Below are 15058 nucleotides of genomic sequence, written 5' to 3'. Positions count from 1 at the left end.
TTGCGCAACGTAAACGATTGCGTAGTTAGTCTAATTTAACGCCGAGACGGTGAGCAACTTCCTCGTACGCTTCAATCAGGCCACCCAGACTCTGGCGGAAACGGTCTTTGTCCATTTTATCAAGCGTTTGCTTGTCCCACAGGCGGCTGCCGTCCGGGGAGAATTCGTCACCCAGCACCACTTCGCCTTTGAACAGCCCAAACTCCAGCTTGAAGTCAACGAGGATCAGGCCAGCGTCATCAAACAGTTTGCTCAGTACGTCGTTAGCTTTGTAGCTCAGTTCACGCATGCGGGCCAGATTCTCTTTGCTCACCCAGCCAAAGGTTTCGCAGTAAGATTCATTGACCATAGGGTCATGCATGGCGTCGTTTTTCAGGAACAGATCGAACAGCGGTGGGTTCAGCTCAATACCTTCTTCAATACCAAGGCGCTTCACCAGTGAACCCGCGGCGCGGTTACGAATCACGCACTCTACCGGCACCATGTCGAGTTTCTTCACCAGCACTTCGTTGTCAGAAAGCAGCGCTTCCATCTGGGTCGGGATACCCGCTTCTTCCAGTTTGGCCATAATGAAATGGTTAAACTTGTTGTTTACCATGCCTTTACGGTCGAACTGCTCGATGCGCGCCCCGTCACCTGCTGACGTATCGTTACGGAATTCGAGCACCAACAGATCCGGATTTTCGGTACTGTAAACGGTCTTCGCTTTGCCGCGATACAACTCAGCTTGCTTTTGCATCTTTCTTACTCCAGGTATAGCGATCGCTTGCGCAATCGAGGGGGGTTAATACATAAGGCTTAAATAACAAGGGCCGGAATTAACCGGCCCTTGAGTATTACTTGCTGAATGCTGCCTGGAAGACAGCGACCAGTGCATCGTTCTGAGACTGCGTCAGCGGGTGCCCTTTCGGATCGATGAACTGCAGGCTGCTGCGGTTATCGAGGTCGCCAACCTGCAGCTTATAGTCGCCGTTGGTGAGCCCAGGATCTTTCGCCCCCAGATCACTCCAGCTGCTGTCAGACAGCGCTTTGTAGGTTACCGCGATATTGCCCTGAGAGCGGGTTGTATCGGTGACCTTCATGCCCACTTTTTCAAGCGCGGCCGGCAGGCGGTTCCACACGACATTGAACGGCGCACGAACGACCAGCATTGGCAGCCCGGTATCATCCGCGGCACTCTGCACGTCAAGCTGCGCTGAGCTGCGGTTGTCCAGCGCATTCTGGCGGGTCGTTTCAGACTTATCGAGACCGGCACTGATGATGTTCAGCATTTGCGCGCTATAGCGCTGCAGAGATGAAGCATCCGCCACCGGCTTGCCGCCCTGCTCCAGGTTCAGCAGCTTAACAACGACTGACTGCTGGTAACCCTGGGGCTGCACGCTAATCTGGTAGCGGCCACGATACTGGACGTCCTCGTCAGCGCGGTTCCACTGAACCCAGTCGGTTGTCAGGGTCTGGCTGGCATCGTTGCGCTGGGCAATAGCGTAGTTCCCGGCTTGCAGGATACTGACCACCTGAGGCCAAAGGCCGCTTGCCTTGTTAGCTTCAACCTGCAGCGTGGCGGTATCACCGGTGAACTGAGTACGAGCCCCGTTCACCAATGCCAGCGCCTGCGCCGGCGGGCGAATATCCAGCTGCTTGCCTACAGCACCGCTGCCGTTGGTGACCGGAATGTTGTAGTCGCCATTCTGAATCGGCAGGATCATCCCGGCCGGAGAGTGGATTTCCGCAAGTGGGGTCGCATCCAGGTAGGACTCATCGCCGCTAACCTGACGCTTGTAACGCTGATCGGAACTGCACGCCGCTAACAGCATGGCGAGCGAAACAACAGCAACTTTTGCCACCGTCGACTTCTGTACTGAGTAAGCCATCAAATCTCCCTAAGCTTTACAGCAGACCGGCATGCTTAAGCGCGCTGATAATCACCGGGCGACTGGCGTCGGTCAGCGGCGTCATCGGCAGGCGTAAGGTGTCGGTTGCCACAAGACCCAACTCCCTCGCGGCCCATTTCACCGGGATAGGGTTAGGTTCTACAAACAATTTATGGTGCAGCGGCATCAGACGCTGGTTAATTTCGCGAGCCTGTGCAAATTGCCCTGAGGTGGCAAGTTTACACATTTCTGCCATTTCACGCGCGGCTACGTTTGCCGTCACGGAAATCACGCCGTGGCCGCCAAGCTGAATGAAGTCCAGCGAGCTGGCGTCATCGCCGCTCACCAGGATGAAGTCATCTTCAACCAGCTCTTTGATCTGGTTTACGCGGCTTAAGTTCCCGGTGGCTTCTTTGATACCGATAATATTTTTGATTTTCGCCAGGCGGCCAACGGTTTCCGGCAGCATGTCACAGCCGGTACGCGACGGCACGTTATACAGCATCTGCGGCAGATGGGTGCTTTCAGCAATCGCTTTAAAGTGCTGGAACAGGCCTTCCTGAGTAGGACGGTTGTAATACGGGGTGACCGTCAGGCAGCCCACAATGCCGCTGTCCTGCAGGTGATGCGTCAGGGAAATCGCTTCGGAAGTGGCGTTAGCCCCGGTACCGGCAATGATCGGGATACGCCCGTCCGCCAGTTCCACGGTAAGCTTCACTACGTCGACGTGTTCGTCGTGGCTTAAGGTAGCCGATTCGCCGGTAGTCCCTACCGAGACAATCGCCGATGTTCCGCTGGCGACATGGTAATCAATCAGTTTTTTCAGGCTGGACCGGCAGACATTACCTTTCTCATCCATCGGCGTAATTATCGCGACAACACTTCCCGTAAACATTAGCCACCCTCTGTGCAAACATGTTCTCCAATGTTACGTTTGGTGCCATAGCAAAAGCAAGCCGCCAGAAGGCGCTAAGCGGTTGGCAGCATACTTTTTTTATGCTTTCCTAATGTGAATCTCACCGATTGACAGGAAGAACACGTTTGACACCCTCATCACACCATTATTTGGTTATCACAGCCCTGGGGGCGGACCGTCCGGGTATCGTCAATACCATCACACGTCACGTAAGCAGCTGCGGCTGTAATATCGAAGACAGCCGGCTGGCGATGCTGGGTGAAGAGTTCACCTTTATCATGCTGCTTTCCGGCACCTGGAACGCGATAACCCTGATCGAATCCACTCTGCCGCTAAAGGGCGCCGAACTCGATCTGTTAATTGTGATGAAACGCACAACCGCACAGGAAAGACCGGCCACGCCGGCCACGGTTTGGGTGCAGGTTGAAGTGGCAGACTCGCCGCACCTGATTGAGCGATTTACCCATCTGTTTGATACCCATCAAATGAACATTGCCGAGCTTGTTTCCCGCACTCAGCCCGCTGAAAACGGCGTGGGGCCACGTCTGTATATTCAGATCACGGCCCACAGCCCAGGTTCACAGGATGCGACAATTATCGAGCAAGCGTTTAAAGCCCTATGTACAGAACTGAAAGCAGAAGGCACTATTAACGTGGTTAACCCACAGCAAGATGATTAAAGACGGAGAGTAGTGATGAGCCCACTGAAAGCCGGTGATATTGCACCGAAATTTAGCTTGCCCGATCAGGACGGCGAACAAGTAAATTTAACCGACTTCCAGGGACAGAGAGTTCTGGTTTATTTCTATCCAAAAGCGATGACACCAGGCTGCACCGTGCAGGCATGTGGTTTGCGCGACAACATGGATGAGTTGAAAAAGCGTGGCGTGGAAGTGCTGGGTATCAGCACCGACAAGCCGGAAAAACTTTCCCGTTTTGCCGAGAAAGAGCTGCTTAACTTCACCCTGCTTTCTGATGAAGACCACGAGGTTTGCAATCAGTTTGGCGTGTGGGGCGAGAAATCTTTTATGGGTAAAACCTACGACGGCATTCACCGCATCAGCTTCCTGCTGGACGGCGACGGTAAAGTGGAAAAGGTGTTTGACGATTTTAAAACCAGCAACCACCACGATATCGTTGTGAACTGGCTGACCGAAAACGCCTAAGTACAGATAAAGAACAGATAAAAAAGCCGACATCTTAGTCGGCTTTTTTCTTCCTGTTATTCCCGACTCGTCGCGTCATCCACCGCTGAGGCATCCGGCCAGGCGTGAACCACGGCTTTAATCAGCGTTGCCAGCGGGATTGCAAAGAACACGCCCCAGAATCCCCACAGCCCGCCAAAAATCACCACTGACAGAATAATTACCAGCGGATGAAGATTCACCGCCTCCGAGAACAGCACCGGCACCAGCAGGTTGCCGTCCAGCGCCTGAATAATCAGATACACGCCAAAGAGCGTCCAAAACTCAGTGCCCAGGCCAAACTGGAACAGCGCCACGCAAATCACCGGAATAGTGACCACAAACGCGCCGATGTAAGGAATTAGCACCGAGAAGCCAACCAGCACCGCCAGCAGCAGCGAGTAATTCAGCCCGAAAATAATAAAGCCGATATAGGTCGCCACGCCCACGACAATCATCTCCAGCACTTTGCCGCGAATATAGTTGGTGATTTGCTGGTTCATCTCCAGCCAGACTTGCCCGGCCAGACCGCGGTTGCGTGGCAGAACACGGCGCACGGCATTCAGCATCTGCTCTTTGTCCTTCACCAGGAAGAACACCATCAGCGGCACCAGAATCAGGTAAATAGCCAATGTCAGCAGCCCAACCAGCGACGCCAGCGAGAATTTCACCACCTGGTCGCCCATGCCGGAAAGCCGACTGCGAACGTTTTCGGCCATGGCGTCAATAATGCCCGCATCCACCAGCGCCGGATAACGCTTCGGCAATGTGGCGGCAAAATCGGATAGTTTGTTGAGCATCCCCGGCATATCACGAATCAGGTTGATGCCCTGCTGCCAGGCGACGGGCGCCACAAACAGCACCATCAGCAGCAAAATGCCGACAAACAGCACCAGCACAATGGTGGTGGCCCACGTTCGGGAACAGCCAACACGCTCGAGGCGCACCGTAGGCCACTCAAGCAAATAGGCCAGAACGATGGCAACCAGCAGCGGTGCCAGCAGACCGTGCAGGAAGAACAGGATGCAAAAACCCGCCACCAGAATAACCAACAGGGCAATCGCCTCCGGGTCGCTGAAGCGACGGCGATACCACTGCAACAACATGTCGAGCATACATCCCTTCCGTGAAGTTTTTTTTGATGCCGAATTGTATCGAAATGTCACCGCAAAGACTTTGCTTTTTACGGCGGATTACAAAGGAGAATCCACCAAATAAAATCTTCGCAGCTTCAACGCCCTACAGTACACTTCTTTAAGCGAACAAACTTGTACTCATCGTGTCAAAATCTGACAACGACTAAACGGGACAGTAGTTATGGTTAGGCAGTTGAAAAAGACCCTGATTGCAACACTTACGGCCTCGCTGCTGGTAGGAACCCTACTGCCAGCGCGCGCGGATGTGACTGACCAACTCCCAGATATGGGAACATCCGCGGGCAGCACGCTGTCTATCGCGCAGGAAATGCAGATGGGCGATTTTTACGTCCGCCAGCTGCGCGGTAGCGCCCCGCTGATTAACGATCCGCTGCTGACGCAGTACATCAACTCACTGGGCATGAGGCTGGTTAGCCACGCCAATTCGGTGAAAACCCCGTTCCACTTCTTCCTGATCAACAACGACGAAATCAACGCCTTCGCCTTCTTCGGCGGCAATGTGGTACTGCACTCGGCGCTGTTCCGTTATGCCGATACGGAAAGCCAGCTGGCTTCTGTTATGGCTCACGAAATCTCCCACGTCACCCAGCGCCACCTCGCGCGTGCGATGGAAGATCAAAAGAAAAATGCGCCCCTGACCTGGGTGGGAGCCTTAGGCTCAATTCTGCTGGCAATGGCCAGCCCCCAGGCCGGGATGGCCGCCCTGTCCGGGACGCTGGCCGGGACGCAACAAGGCATGATCAGCTTTACGCAGCAGAATGAGCAGGAAGCTGACCGCATCGGTATTCAGGTACTCCAGCGTTCGGGGTTTGATCCTCAGGCGATGCCTGGCTTCCTCGAAAAACTGCTCGATCAGGCCCGCTACTCCTCTCGTCCACCAGAAATTCTGCTGACCCACCCATTGCCGGAAAGCCGCCTGGCGGATGCCCGCAACCGCGCCAACCAAATGCGCCCGGTGGTGGTTCAGTCCTCGGAAAGTTTCTACATGGCAAAGGTTCGCACCCTGGGGATGTATAACTCGGGCCGCAATCAGCTAACCCCGGATCTGCTGGATGCCTGGTCAAAAGGCAACGTGCGTGAGCAAAACGCGGCGCAATATGGTCGCGCGCTGCAGGCTTTGCAGGCGGATAAATACGACGAGGCAAGAAAAACGCTTCAGCCACTGATTAGCGCCCAGCCGGGCAACCCGTGGTATCTCGATCTGGCCACCGATATCGATCTCGGCCAGCACAAAGCCAACGACGCGATCAACCGGCTGAAAAACGCCCCGGACCTGAAGAATAACCCGGTGCTGCAGCTGAACCTCGCCAATGCTTACCTGGAAGGCGGGCAGACCGCCGAGGCAGCAACGCAGCTTAATCGCTACACATTCGCTCACCCTGACGACACCAACGGCTGGGATTTATTGGCTCAGGCTCAGGGGAAACTGGGCAACCGCGATCAGGAGTTAGCGGCTCGCGCCGAAGTCATGGCGCTCAATGGCCGCCTGGATCAGGCCATTTCAATGCTCAGTAGCGCCAGCTCGCAGGTGAAACTCGGCAGTCTGCAGCAGGCCAGGTACGACGCCCGGATCGATCAGCTGCGCCAGCTTCAGCAGCGCTTTAAACCTTATATGAAGATGTAACAGGAGTTCGTATGTCCACGAAGGTCGAAATTTATCACAACCCGCGCTGCTCCAAGAGCCGTGAAACGCTGAACCTGTTGAAGGAAAAGGGCGTCGAGCCAGAAGTGGTGCTCTACCTGGAAACGCCGCCTGACGCAGCTACCGTCAAATCACTGCTGAAGAAACTGGGCTTTACCAGCGCCCGGGAGCTGATGCGCCGCAAAGAAGACTTGTACAAAGAACTGAAGCTGGACGACGCCAGCCTCAGCGAAGAAGCGCTCATTCAGGCGATGATTGAGCACCCGAAACTTATCGAGCGCCCAATCGTACTGGCCAACGGCAAAGCCCGCATTGGCCGCCCGCCGGAACAGGTGCTCGAGATCCTCTGACCTGCCCCGCCCGTTCCCTCTCCGGGAACGGGTTAGCCGCTCACCGGCACAATTTTCAGCTCAGCCAGCCCCACGCCAATCTTACGCGGTTCATGCCCCAGAATATTGCCTTCGTTGGACAGCTGCGGCTTCGGCGGCTCAATAGTCAGCACTTTGCTGCCTGCCGGGTTATCAAAACGTAGCGTGACGGTAGAAAGCTGGTCGCCAAAAGTAATGGTTTGCTCTTCATCACCGACCTTCACCGAAACCGGCTCGCCGACGTTTGGCCCAAAGGCTTTGGCCACCAGCACCAGATCAAACGTGGTCGGCAGCGGATCCTGATACTCAATGGTCACCACGGGCGCCATATTGGCGTTCGACCATCGGCCCCAGGCTTCCGGGCGTGAAATGCCGCTGTACTGCTTCACGCTTTGCGGCGCCCCAGCAACGTTAAAGATAAAGCTGTCCGCCCGGTAGCGAATGTTGTTCTCATCCGCCTTCAGCAGAGCCACATTATTTTTGAAACGATTGTTACTCAGCGTTTGCTCGTCAAACTGCACGTTGTATTCATCCAGCGGTTTGTCCACCAGCCGCACCGTTGGCTCTCCACCAAGCTGCCCCTGGGCTACGCACAAGCCAGTAGAAAGCGCGAGCTGCGGCTCCCACAGGCGCGCCATTTTGTAGCACCGGTCAGCCCAGATAAACCGGTCATCGCTTTTAAAATCCGCCAGCTGATAGCGCAGCGGCGCGGAGTACTCGCTTTCCGGCAGCGGTTCAATTTTGCCTTTGCCGATTTTCAGCAATAACGGCAGCTTGAAGTGCGCGCCAGAATAACTGAACGTATTCTTCTTCTGATCGATGCTGTAGCGGCTGATGGTTTTCGGGAAGTTCCACAGATCGATCACGTCCGGCTTCCACTCGGTAACCTTCTCTTTCAGGTTGGTAAAGACCATCGACAGAGACTCGCCCGACAGGCTGCTGCGCCCCAGGCCGATGTAGTTCCCCCCGCCGAGGATATCCAGCACCGTCGCGCCGTTATCCATTGTGTTACGCTTCACGGCTTTTATTTCCGCCTGCGGTTTATCGCCGCGAATGACAAAGAACAGGTTCTGCCTGTCCTGCTTCGTCAGGTATTTATACGCCGTGTTGTTCATCGCCAGATGGTCGGAAGAGACCACGATCACCGTGTTACGGAAATACGGCGAGGCTTTGATTTTGTCTATCAGCGCCGCGATATGTTCCTGGCTGCAGGAAACGGCGCTGAAAGATCGGTTTTCTTTGCCCTCGTAGCTGTAGCTGCGGCGGTTACAGGTTTTCGAGATAAAGCCATCGGGATGATGGGTATCGACCGTCAGGGTAAACAGCGAGAAACGCTTCCCGGCTTTAGAAAGCTCGATAAACTTGTCATAAGCTTCGTCCAGCACCGTATCGTCGTAAAAGCCCCAGTTATTCCGGTAATTTGGGTCGGCCACCATTCCCTTAAGCTCCTGCGCGCCGTACATATGCTCGAAGCCGTGGGACTGCAGGAAGATGTCTTTGCCCGCAAAGCGCAGGTCCGCGCCCTGGATAAAGTAGTTTTGATAGCCGGATGCCTTAAGAATATCCCCGAGGCAGATGTTCTTCGGGAAGAAGCTCGACATTGACGCCGAGGAGTTCCCCTCGAAAGGTGCAAACAGCGGGATCCCGCACTGCGAGGCCACAATGCCCGCAATGGTGTAGTCCATCCCCGCCATCTGCCCGGTATGACTGAAATCGATCGCCTGGCTTTTCAGAGCGTTCAGCTCGGGCGCTAAGCCAGGAAACGTCTGCTCATCAAAATAGGTGCGTTCCAGACTTTCGCCGTAGATATAAACCAGGTTGAGCTTCGGCTGTTTAATGGTGCCTTCCGGGACTTTATACCAGTCGGCAAAGTCAGACGTGCCGGTGCGGGTCTGGGATTTAATCAGCGACACCACCTGCTGGTAGGCAGGCGTTGTTTTGATTGAAAACAGGGCCAGAAACAGCGCCAGGGCACTGTAGCCCAAATGATGAGGATGATTCTTCCGGCGTAAAATCCAGGTCAGACCACCAAAAATCGCAATCAACCCGACGGCGAGGCCCAGCCCAGGCAAAATGTATTTGCCGACGCCCGCACCTGTCATGCTGCTGGTGAGCGTATAGAGCACCGCGTCGTTAATGCCTTCGCCGGTAAAATAATTACTGGCCAGCAACGTCACGTTGAGCACGATAAACAGGCCGAGCATCAGCAGGATGATCGACAGCCACCAGATATTTCGACCCGCCTTTACCGCATATACGGCAATAGCTGCCAAAAACAGCACCAAAGAAAGCAATTCGGACAATGCCAATACCTCAACCCTCGCGCGGCCTGGCGCGATTATTCATGCAGAAAAATAACAGCCGGTAATTTAACCTTACCGTCATATAGCTGCAATTCCCCTGACATTACTTTGCTCACCACCTCGACTTTTCAGAATATCCCGCGAATTTTAGGACTGATGACCTTTAATAGTTTTCAACGATTACAACCATCGCTACTACAATGAACCGGGGAATTGACCTTTTTAAGGCTAAAGTGCTGTAATTTCGCCGCTGTTATAATTTTTTAAAGTGGAATTGTAACGCGCAACACCGGCCACCCCCGCAACGGGTGGCCTTTTTTATGCCCGCTGCATAGCTGTTAGGAAATACCTCTTGATTCAATAAAGCCTACCCATTAGTGACGCAGTTCAAAATTCGGTACCTTTCTCCCATCGCAAAACGGAGGAAGTTTAGATGTCTTTAATTAATACCAAAATCAAACCATTCAAAAACCAGGCTTTTAAAAACGGCGAATTCGTTGAAGTTACGGAAAAAGATACCGAAGGCCGCTGGAGCGTTTTCTTCTTCTACCCGGCTGACTTCACTTTCGTTTGCCCGACCGAACTGGGCGACGTGGCTGACCACTACGAAGAACTGCAGAAACTGGGCGTAGACGTGTATTCCGTTTCTACCGACACCCATTTCACCCACAAAGCGTGGCACGGCAGCTCTGAAACCATCGCTAAAATCAAATACGCGATGATCGGCGACCCAACCGGCGCGCTGACCCGTAACTTCGAAAACATGCGTGAAGACGAAGGTCTGGCAGACCGCGCTACCTTCGTGGTTGACCCACAGGGCATCATCCAGGCTATCGAAGTGACCGCCGAAGGCATTGGCCGTGACGCGTCTGACCTGCTTCGTAAAGTGAAAGCGGCTCAGTACGTCGCTTCTCACCCAGGCGAAGTTTGCCCGGCTAAATGGAAAGAAGGTGAAGCGACTCTGGCTCCATCTCTGGACCTGGTCGGCAAAATCTAAGTTTTACCCGCGTTACCCTCTTTTATTTTACGGCTGCTCCGGCAGCCGTTTTTTTCTCGCCACCAGGGAGACTGACCATGCTCGACACAACAATGAAAACCCAGCTCAAAGCCTATCTTGAGAGACTAACGAAACCTGTTGAGTTGATTGCCACGCTGGACGACGGCGCGAAATCATCTGAAGTAAAAGAACTGCTGGCAGACATCGCTGAGTTATCCGACAAAGTTTCTTTCAGCATTAATAACGACCTGCCGGTGCGCAAACCGTCGTTTTTAATCACTAACCCAGGCTCAAGCCAGGGCCCGCGCTTTGCCGGCTCTCCGCTGGGTCACGAATTCACTTCCCTGGTGCTGGCTTTGCTCCAGGTCGGCGGTCACCCGTCCAAAGAATCTCAGGATCTGCTGGCGCAAATCCGTGAGATCGACGGCGACTTCCACTTTGAAACCTATTACTCCCTCTCCTGCCACAACTGCCCGGACGTTGTGCAGGCGCTGAACCTGATGAGCGTGCTGAATCCGCGCATCACCCATACTGCTATCGACGGCGGCGTTTACCAGAATGAAATTCAGGCACGCAATGTGATGGGCGTGCCTGCCGTGTTCCTGAACGGCAAAGAATTTGGTCAGGGCCGCATGACGCTGGCTGAAATCGTGGGCAAAATTGATACCGGCGCAGAAAAACGCGCGGCGGAAGCGCTGAACCAGCGTGAGGCTTATGACGTGCTGATCGTCGGCAGCGGGCCTGCGGGCGCGGCGGCGGCGGTCTATGCGGCGCGTAAAGGCATCCGTACTGGCCTGATGGGCGAACGCTTCGGCGGCCAGGTGCTGGATACCGTGGATATCGAAAACTACATTTCCGTGCCGAAAACCGAAGGCCAGAAGCTGGCGGGCGCGCTGAAAGCCCACGTGGACGACTATGACGTGGACGTGATCGACACCCAAAGCGCCAGCAAGCTTATCCCGGCGAAAACCGAAGGCGGCCTGCACCAGATCCAAACGGCATCAGGCGCCACGCTGAAAGCACGCAGCATTATCGTGGCGACCGGCGCAAAATGGCGCAACATGAACGTGCCGGGTGAAGATCAGTACCGCACCAAAGGCGTGACTTACTGCCCGCACTGCGACGGCCCGTTGTTCAAAGGCAAGCGCGTGGCGGTCATCGGCGGCGGGAACTCCGGCGTGGAAGCGGCCATTGACCTGGCGGGTATCGTTGAGCACGTCACCCTGCTGGAATTTGCCCCGGAAATGAAGGCCGATCAGGTTCTGCAGAACAAAGTACGCAGCCTGAAAAACGTCGACATCGTGCTGAACGCCCAGACGCTGGAAGTGAAAGGCGACGGCAGCAAAGTGACCGGCCTGCAGTATAAAGACCGCGTGACCGAAAGCGTGCATGACGTTGCCCTGGCCGGCATCTTCGTGCAAATCGGCCTGCTGCCGAATACCACCTGGCTGGAAGGCAGCGTGGAACGCAACCGCATGGGTGAAATTATCATCGACGCGAAATGCGAAACCACCGTCAAAGGCGTATTCGCTGCAGGCGACTGCACCACCGTGCCTTACAAACAGATCATCATCGCCACCGGCGAAGGCGCGAAAGCCTCCCTGAGCGCGTTTGATTACCTGATTCGCACCTCAGCCCCGGAATAAAGTACCTGCCAATATGGCCGCGCCACAGCGGCCAGCCATAAAAAAAGCGGCTCATTGAGCCGCTTTTTCACGTTCTAAATGTTACTTACGACGCCAGGTTGTGCCGCCCGCGCCATCTTCCAGCACAATGCCCATCTCGTTCAGACGGTCACGCGCCTGGTCCGCCAGCGCCCAGTCTTTCGACTGACGCGCATCGTTACGCTGCTTGATCAGCGCTTCGATTTCCGCCACTTCGCCGTCGTCCGCCTGCGCGCCGCCCTGCAGGAACTGCTCCGGATCCTGCTCCAGCAGGCCCAGAATTGCGGAGAGCTTACGCAGCGCCGCCGCCAGTCCGTTTGCCGCCGCAAGATCTTCCGCTTTAAGACGGTTCACTTCGCGGGCCATATCGAACAGCACGGAGTAGGCTTCCGGGGTGTTGAAGTCATCGTCCATCGCTTCGCGGAAGCGGGCTTCGAAGGCTTCGCCCCCGGCTGGCGCCACGCTACTGTCGGTCCCACGCAGCGAGGTGTACAGACGCTCCAGCGCCGAGCGAGCCTGTTTCAGGTTCTCTTCACTGTAGTTGAGCTGGCTGCGGTAGTGGCCGGACATCAGGAAGTAACGCACGGTTTCCGCGTCGTAATACTTCAGCACGTCACGCACGGTAAAGAAGTTACCCAGGGATTTGGACATCTTCTCGCGGTCAACCATCACCATCCCGGAGTGCATCCAGGTGTTGACGTACTCGCCGTCGTGGGCACAGGTAGACTGCGCGATTTCGTTCTCGTGGTGCGGGAACATCAGATCGGAGCCGCCGCCGTGAATATCAAAGTGGTTGCCCAGCTCTTTGCAGTTCATGGCGGAACATTCGATATGCCAGCCCGGGCGGCCTTCGCCCCACGGAGAAGTCCACGCAGGCTCGCCTGGCTTGGACATTTTCCACAGCACGAAGTCCATTGGGTTACGCTTAACGTCAACCACGTCCACGCGTGCACCCGCCTGAAGCTGATCCAGATCCTGGCGAGACAGCAGGCCATAATTCGGGTCGGTCAGCACCGAGAACATCACATCGCCGTTTTCCGCAACATAGGCGTGATCGCGGGCCAGCAGCTGTTCAACAATTTCGATGATTTCCGGAATGTGTTTGGTCGCACGCGGCTCGCTGTTCGGGCGTGAAATGTTCAGCGCGTCGAAATCTTTGTGCATTTCGACGACCATGCGGTCGACCAGCGCCACAAAGTCTTCGCCATTTTCATGGGCGCGCTTAATGATTTTATCGTCGATGTCGGTGATGTTACGCACGTAGTTCAGCTCATAGCCGAGGGAACGCAGGTAGCGCGCCACCACGTCAAACGCAACAAAAGTACGGCCATGGCCGATATGACAGAGATCGTAAACGGTGATACCACACACGTACATGCCTACCTTTCCGGCATGAATAGGTTTGAATTCCTCTTTTTGGCGAGTCAGTGTATTAAATATTTTTAACATCAGGGGATTCCATGTAAGCGTGTGGAAGAATACTCCCGGTTATCTTACCCGATTATTTTCCCCGACGGCAGTCTGCTTTGCATTACTGACTATGATGTAGCGTTATGCTATAACAGCGTGCTGGTACGACGGCACCGTTTGCCGCCGTACTCTCTGACACTCATAGGATGCAAGCATGGTTACTTTTCACACTAATCACGGCGACATCGTCATCAAAACTTTTGATGATAAAGCGCCTGTTACCGTTAAAAACTTCCTGGACTACTGCCGCGAAGGCTTCTACAACAACACCATTTTCCACCGTGTGATCAACGGCTTTATGATCCAGGGCGGCGGTTTCGAACCGGGTATGAAGCAGAAAGCGACCAAAGACACCATTCAGAACGAAGCGAATAACGGCCTGAAAAACACCCGTGGTACGCTGGCAATGGCTCGTACCCAGGCTCCGCACTCTGCTACCGCACAGTTCTTCATCAACGTGGCCGACAACGACTTCCTGAACTTCAGCGGCGAAAGCCTGCAGGGTTGGGGCTACTGCGTGTTCGCAGAAGTGGTTGAAGGGATGGACGTGGTTGAGAAAATCAAAGCCGTTTCCACCGGCCGCAGCGGTATGCACCAGGATGTACCGAAAGAAGACGTTATTATCGAAAGCGTGACCGTCAGCGAATAATGTCGACGCTGTTTATTGCAGATTTACACCTCTGCCCAGAAGAACCGGCGATCACCGCCGGTTTTCTGCGTTTCTTAGCCGGTGAAGCCCGCCAGGCGGATGCGCTCTATATTCTTGGCGATCTGTTCGAAGCCTGGATTGGCGACGACGCGCCGGAGCCGCTCTACCAGCAAATCGCCGCGGCCATTAAAGCGGTGGTTGATACCGGCATTCCCTGCTATTTCATTCACGGCAACCGGGACTTTTTACTCGGCAAGCGCTACGCCAAAGCCAGCGGCATGACGCTGCTGCCGGAAGAAAAGCTCCTCGATGTTTATGGCCGCAAAATCCTGATCATGCACGGCGATACGCTGTGTACCGACGACGAAGGCTATCAGGCATTTCGCCGCAAGGTTCATCAGCCGTGGCTGCAGAAGCTCTATCTCGCCCTGCCGCTGTTTATTCGCCAGCGTATTGCCGACCGCATGCGCGCCGACAGCCAGGCGGCGAATAATATGAAATCGCTGGAGATCATGGATGTGAACCCGCAGGCGGTGGTCGACACTCTTACCCGCCACAACGTTCAATGGCTGATTCATGGGCATACCCATCGTCCGGCTATTCACGAACTTGAGGCTAACGGGCAACCCGCTTTCCGCTGCGTGTTAGGCGCGTGGCATAAAGAAGGGTCGATGATCAAAGTCACGCCGGAAAACGTCGAGCTGATTCATTTTCCTTTCTGACCTAAAAGCCCGCTTTTTTGCCGATTCGTTAACCACGCAACCGTTTTCCTTGCCCGGAGTTCGTGCTATTCTCTGAGCCCTTCTGATACGGGCGCCCGTCGCCCGATGATGTCTG

At 54.9% G+C, this 15058-nt stretch carries 14 protein-coding genes; 8 read left to right on the top strand and 6 right to left on the bottom strand.

Going from position 1 to position 15058, the window contains the following annotated elements; genetic code table 11:
• Positions 1-25: 25 nt before the first annotated feature.
• From purC to dapA, 3 genes are all read right to left on the bottom strand, one after another.
• The gene (gene purC / locus ACREYP_RS05975; RefSeq protein ID WP_008460193.1) at positions 26-739 is read right to left on the bottom strand and encodes a phosphoribosylaminoimidazolesuccinocarboxamide synthase; all 714 of its coding nucleotides are present in this window, start codon (positions 737-739) and stop codon (positions 26-28) included.
• 97 nt (positions 740-836) lie between these two features.
• Positions 837-1871 carry an outer membrane protein assembly factor BamC gene (gene bamC, locus ACREYP_RS05970; protein WP_008460194.1) on the bottom strand — a complete coding sequence of 345 codons (1035 nt, stop codon included), beginning with the start codon at positions 1869-1871 and terminating at the stop codon, positions 837-839.
• A gap of 16 nt (positions 1872-1887) precedes the next feature.
• Complete coding sequence (gene dapA, locus ACREYP_RS05965) at positions 1888-2766, bottom strand: 4-hydroxy-tetrahydrodipicolinate synthase (RefSeq protein WP_008460195.1); 879 nt, start codon at positions 2764-2766, stop codon at positions 1888-1890.
• Between the two features lie 146 nt (positions 2767-2912).
• On the opposite strand from dapA, the gene ACREYP_RS05960 reads away from it, so the two are divergent.
• Entirely contained in the window at positions 2913-3467 is a 555-nt protein-coding gene (locus tag ACREYP_RS05960; RefSeq protein WP_008460196.1) for a glycine cleavage system transcriptional repressor, read from the top strand.
• A gap of 15 nt (positions 3468-3482) precedes the next feature.
• Positions 3483-3953, top strand: a complete 471-nt coding sequence (gene bcp / locus ACREYP_RS05955; protein ID WP_008460197.1) for a thioredoxin-dependent thiol peroxidase — start codon at positions 3483-3485, stop codon at positions 3951-3953.
• A gap of 56 nt (positions 3954-4009) precedes the next feature.
• Here bcp and ACREYP_RS05950 read toward each other — a convergent pair whose 3' ends face one another.
• Positions 4010-5086: an AI-2E family transporter gene (locus ACREYP_RS05950; protein WP_498881187.1), complete on the bottom strand. Its 1077-nt coding sequence runs from the start codon at positions 5084-5086 to the stop codon at positions 4010-4012.
• Between the two features lie 202 nt (positions 5087-5288).
• On the opposite strand from ACREYP_RS05950, the gene bepA reads away from it, so the two are divergent.
• Both bepA and arsC read left to right on the top strand, forming a co-directional pair.
• A complete protein-coding gene (gene bepA, locus ACREYP_RS05945) occupies positions 5289-6752 on the top strand; it encodes a beta-barrel assembly-enhancing protease (RefSeq protein ID WP_008460199.1) in 1464 nt (487 codons plus the stop codon).
• 11 nt (positions 6753-6763) lie between these two features.
• The gene (gene arsC, locus ACREYP_RS05940; protein ID WP_085542492.1) at positions 6764-7120 is read left to right on the top strand and encodes an arsenate reductase (glutaredoxin); all 357 of its coding nucleotides are present in this window, start codon (positions 6764-6766) and stop codon (positions 7118-7120) included.
• A 32-nt stretch (positions 7121-7152) separates the two neighbouring features.
• Here the strand turns inward: arsC and opgB are convergent, their stop codons facing one another.
• On the bottom strand, positions 7153-9441 hold the full coding sequence (gene opgB / locus ACREYP_RS05935; protein WP_336819199.1) for a phosphatidylglycerol--membrane-oligosaccharide glycerophosphotransferase: 2289 nt from the start codon (positions 9439-9441) through the stop codon (positions 7153-7155).
• A gap of 433 nt (positions 9442-9874) precedes the next feature.
• On the opposite strand from opgB, the gene ahpC reads away from it, so the two are divergent.
• Entirely contained in the window at positions 9875-10438 is a 564-nt protein-coding gene (gene ahpC / locus ACREYP_RS05930) for an alkyl hydroperoxide reductase subunit C (RefSeq protein WP_008460202.1), read from the top strand.
• A gap of 77 nt (positions 10439-10515) precedes the next feature.
• Positions 10516-12084: an alkyl hydroperoxide reductase subunit F gene (ahpF, locus tag ACREYP_RS05925; protein WP_008460203.1), complete on the top strand. Its 1569-nt coding sequence runs from the start codon at positions 10516-10518 to the stop codon at positions 12082-12084.
• A gap of 81 nt (positions 12085-12165) precedes the next feature.
• Here the strand turns inward: ahpF and cysS are convergent, their stop codons facing one another.
• A complete protein-coding gene (gene cysS / locus ACREYP_RS05920; RefSeq protein WP_008460204.1) occupies positions 12166-13551 on the bottom strand; it encodes a cysteine--tRNA ligase in 1386 nt (461 codons plus the stop codon).
• A 175-nt stretch (positions 13552-13726) separates the two neighbouring features.
• On the opposite strand from cysS, the gene ppiB reads away from it, so the two are divergent.
• Positions 13727-14221, top strand: coding sequence for a peptidylprolyl isomerase B (ppiB, locus tag ACREYP_RS05915; RefSeq protein ID WP_008460206.1), 495 nt, complete (start codon positions 13727-13729; stop codon positions 14219-14221).
• Positions 14221-14943 carry a UDP-2,3-diacylglucosamine diphosphatase gene (lpxH, locus tag ACREYP_RS05910; protein WP_336819198.1) on the top strand — a complete coding sequence of 241 codons (723 nt, stop codon included), beginning with the start codon at positions 14221-14223 and terminating at the stop codon, positions 14941-14943. The genes ppiB and lpxH overlap by 1 nt, the downstream gene beginning before the upstream one ends.
• Positions 14944-15058: the final 115 nt, after the last annotated feature.

Origin of the sequence: Enterobacter sp. TMH.L2 (genome assembly GCF_050847315.1) — a bacterium.
GTDB lineage: Bacteria > Pseudomonadota > Gammaproteobacteria > Enterobacterales > Enterobacteriaceae > Cedecea.
This window is presented reverse-complemented; position numbering and strand designations above follow the sequence as displayed.

What these genes read in the sequence shown, in the direction of transcription:
- bepA (WP_008460199.1), top strand. Translation starts at nt 5,289, where the DNA reads ATGGTTAGGCAGTTGAAAAAGACCCTGATTGCAACACTTACGGCCTCG.
- ahpC (WP_008460202.1), top strand. Translation starts at nt 9,875, where the DNA reads ATGTCTTTAATTAATACCAAAATCAAACCATTCAAAAACCAGGCTTTT.
- purC (WP_008460193.1), bottom strand. Translation starts at nt 739, where the DNA reads ATGCAAAAGCAAGCTGAGTTGTATCGCGGCAAAGCGAAGACCGTTTAC.
- cysS (WP_008460204.1), bottom strand. Translation starts at nt 13,551, where the DNA reads ATGTTAAAAATATTTAATACACTGACTCGCCAAAAAGAGGAATTCAAA.
- bcp (WP_008460197.1), top strand. Translation starts at nt 3,483, where the DNA reads ATGAGCCCACTGAAAGCCGGTGATATTGCACCGAAATTTAGCTTGCCC.
- arsC (WP_085542492.1), top strand. Translation starts at nt 6,764, where the DNA reads ATGTCCACGAAGGTCGAAATTTATCACAACCCGCGCTGCTCCAAGAGC.
- lpxH (WP_336819198.1), top strand. Translation starts at nt 14,221, where the DNA reads ATGTCGACGCTGTTTATTGCAGATTTACACCTCTGCCCAGAAGAACCG.
- dapA (WP_008460195.1), bottom strand. Translation starts at nt 2,766, where the DNA reads ATGTTTACGGGAAGTGTTGTCGCGATAATTACGCCGATGGATGAGAAA.
- ahpF (WP_008460203.1), top strand. Translation starts at nt 10,516, where the DNA reads ATGCTCGACACAACAATGAAAACCCAGCTCAAAGCCTATCTTGAGAGA.
- bamC (WP_008460194.1), bottom strand. Translation starts at nt 1,871, where the DNA reads ATGGCTTACTCAGTACAGAAGTCGACGGTGGCAAAAGTTGCTGTTGTT.
- ppiB (WP_008460206.1), top strand. Translation starts at nt 13,727, where the DNA reads ATGGTTACTTTTCACACTAATCACGGCGACATCGTCATCAAAACTTTT.
- ACREYP_RS05950 (WP_498881187.1), bottom strand. Translation starts at nt 5,086, where the DNA reads ATGCTCGACATGTTGTTGCAGTGGTATCGCCGTCGCTTCAGCGACCCG.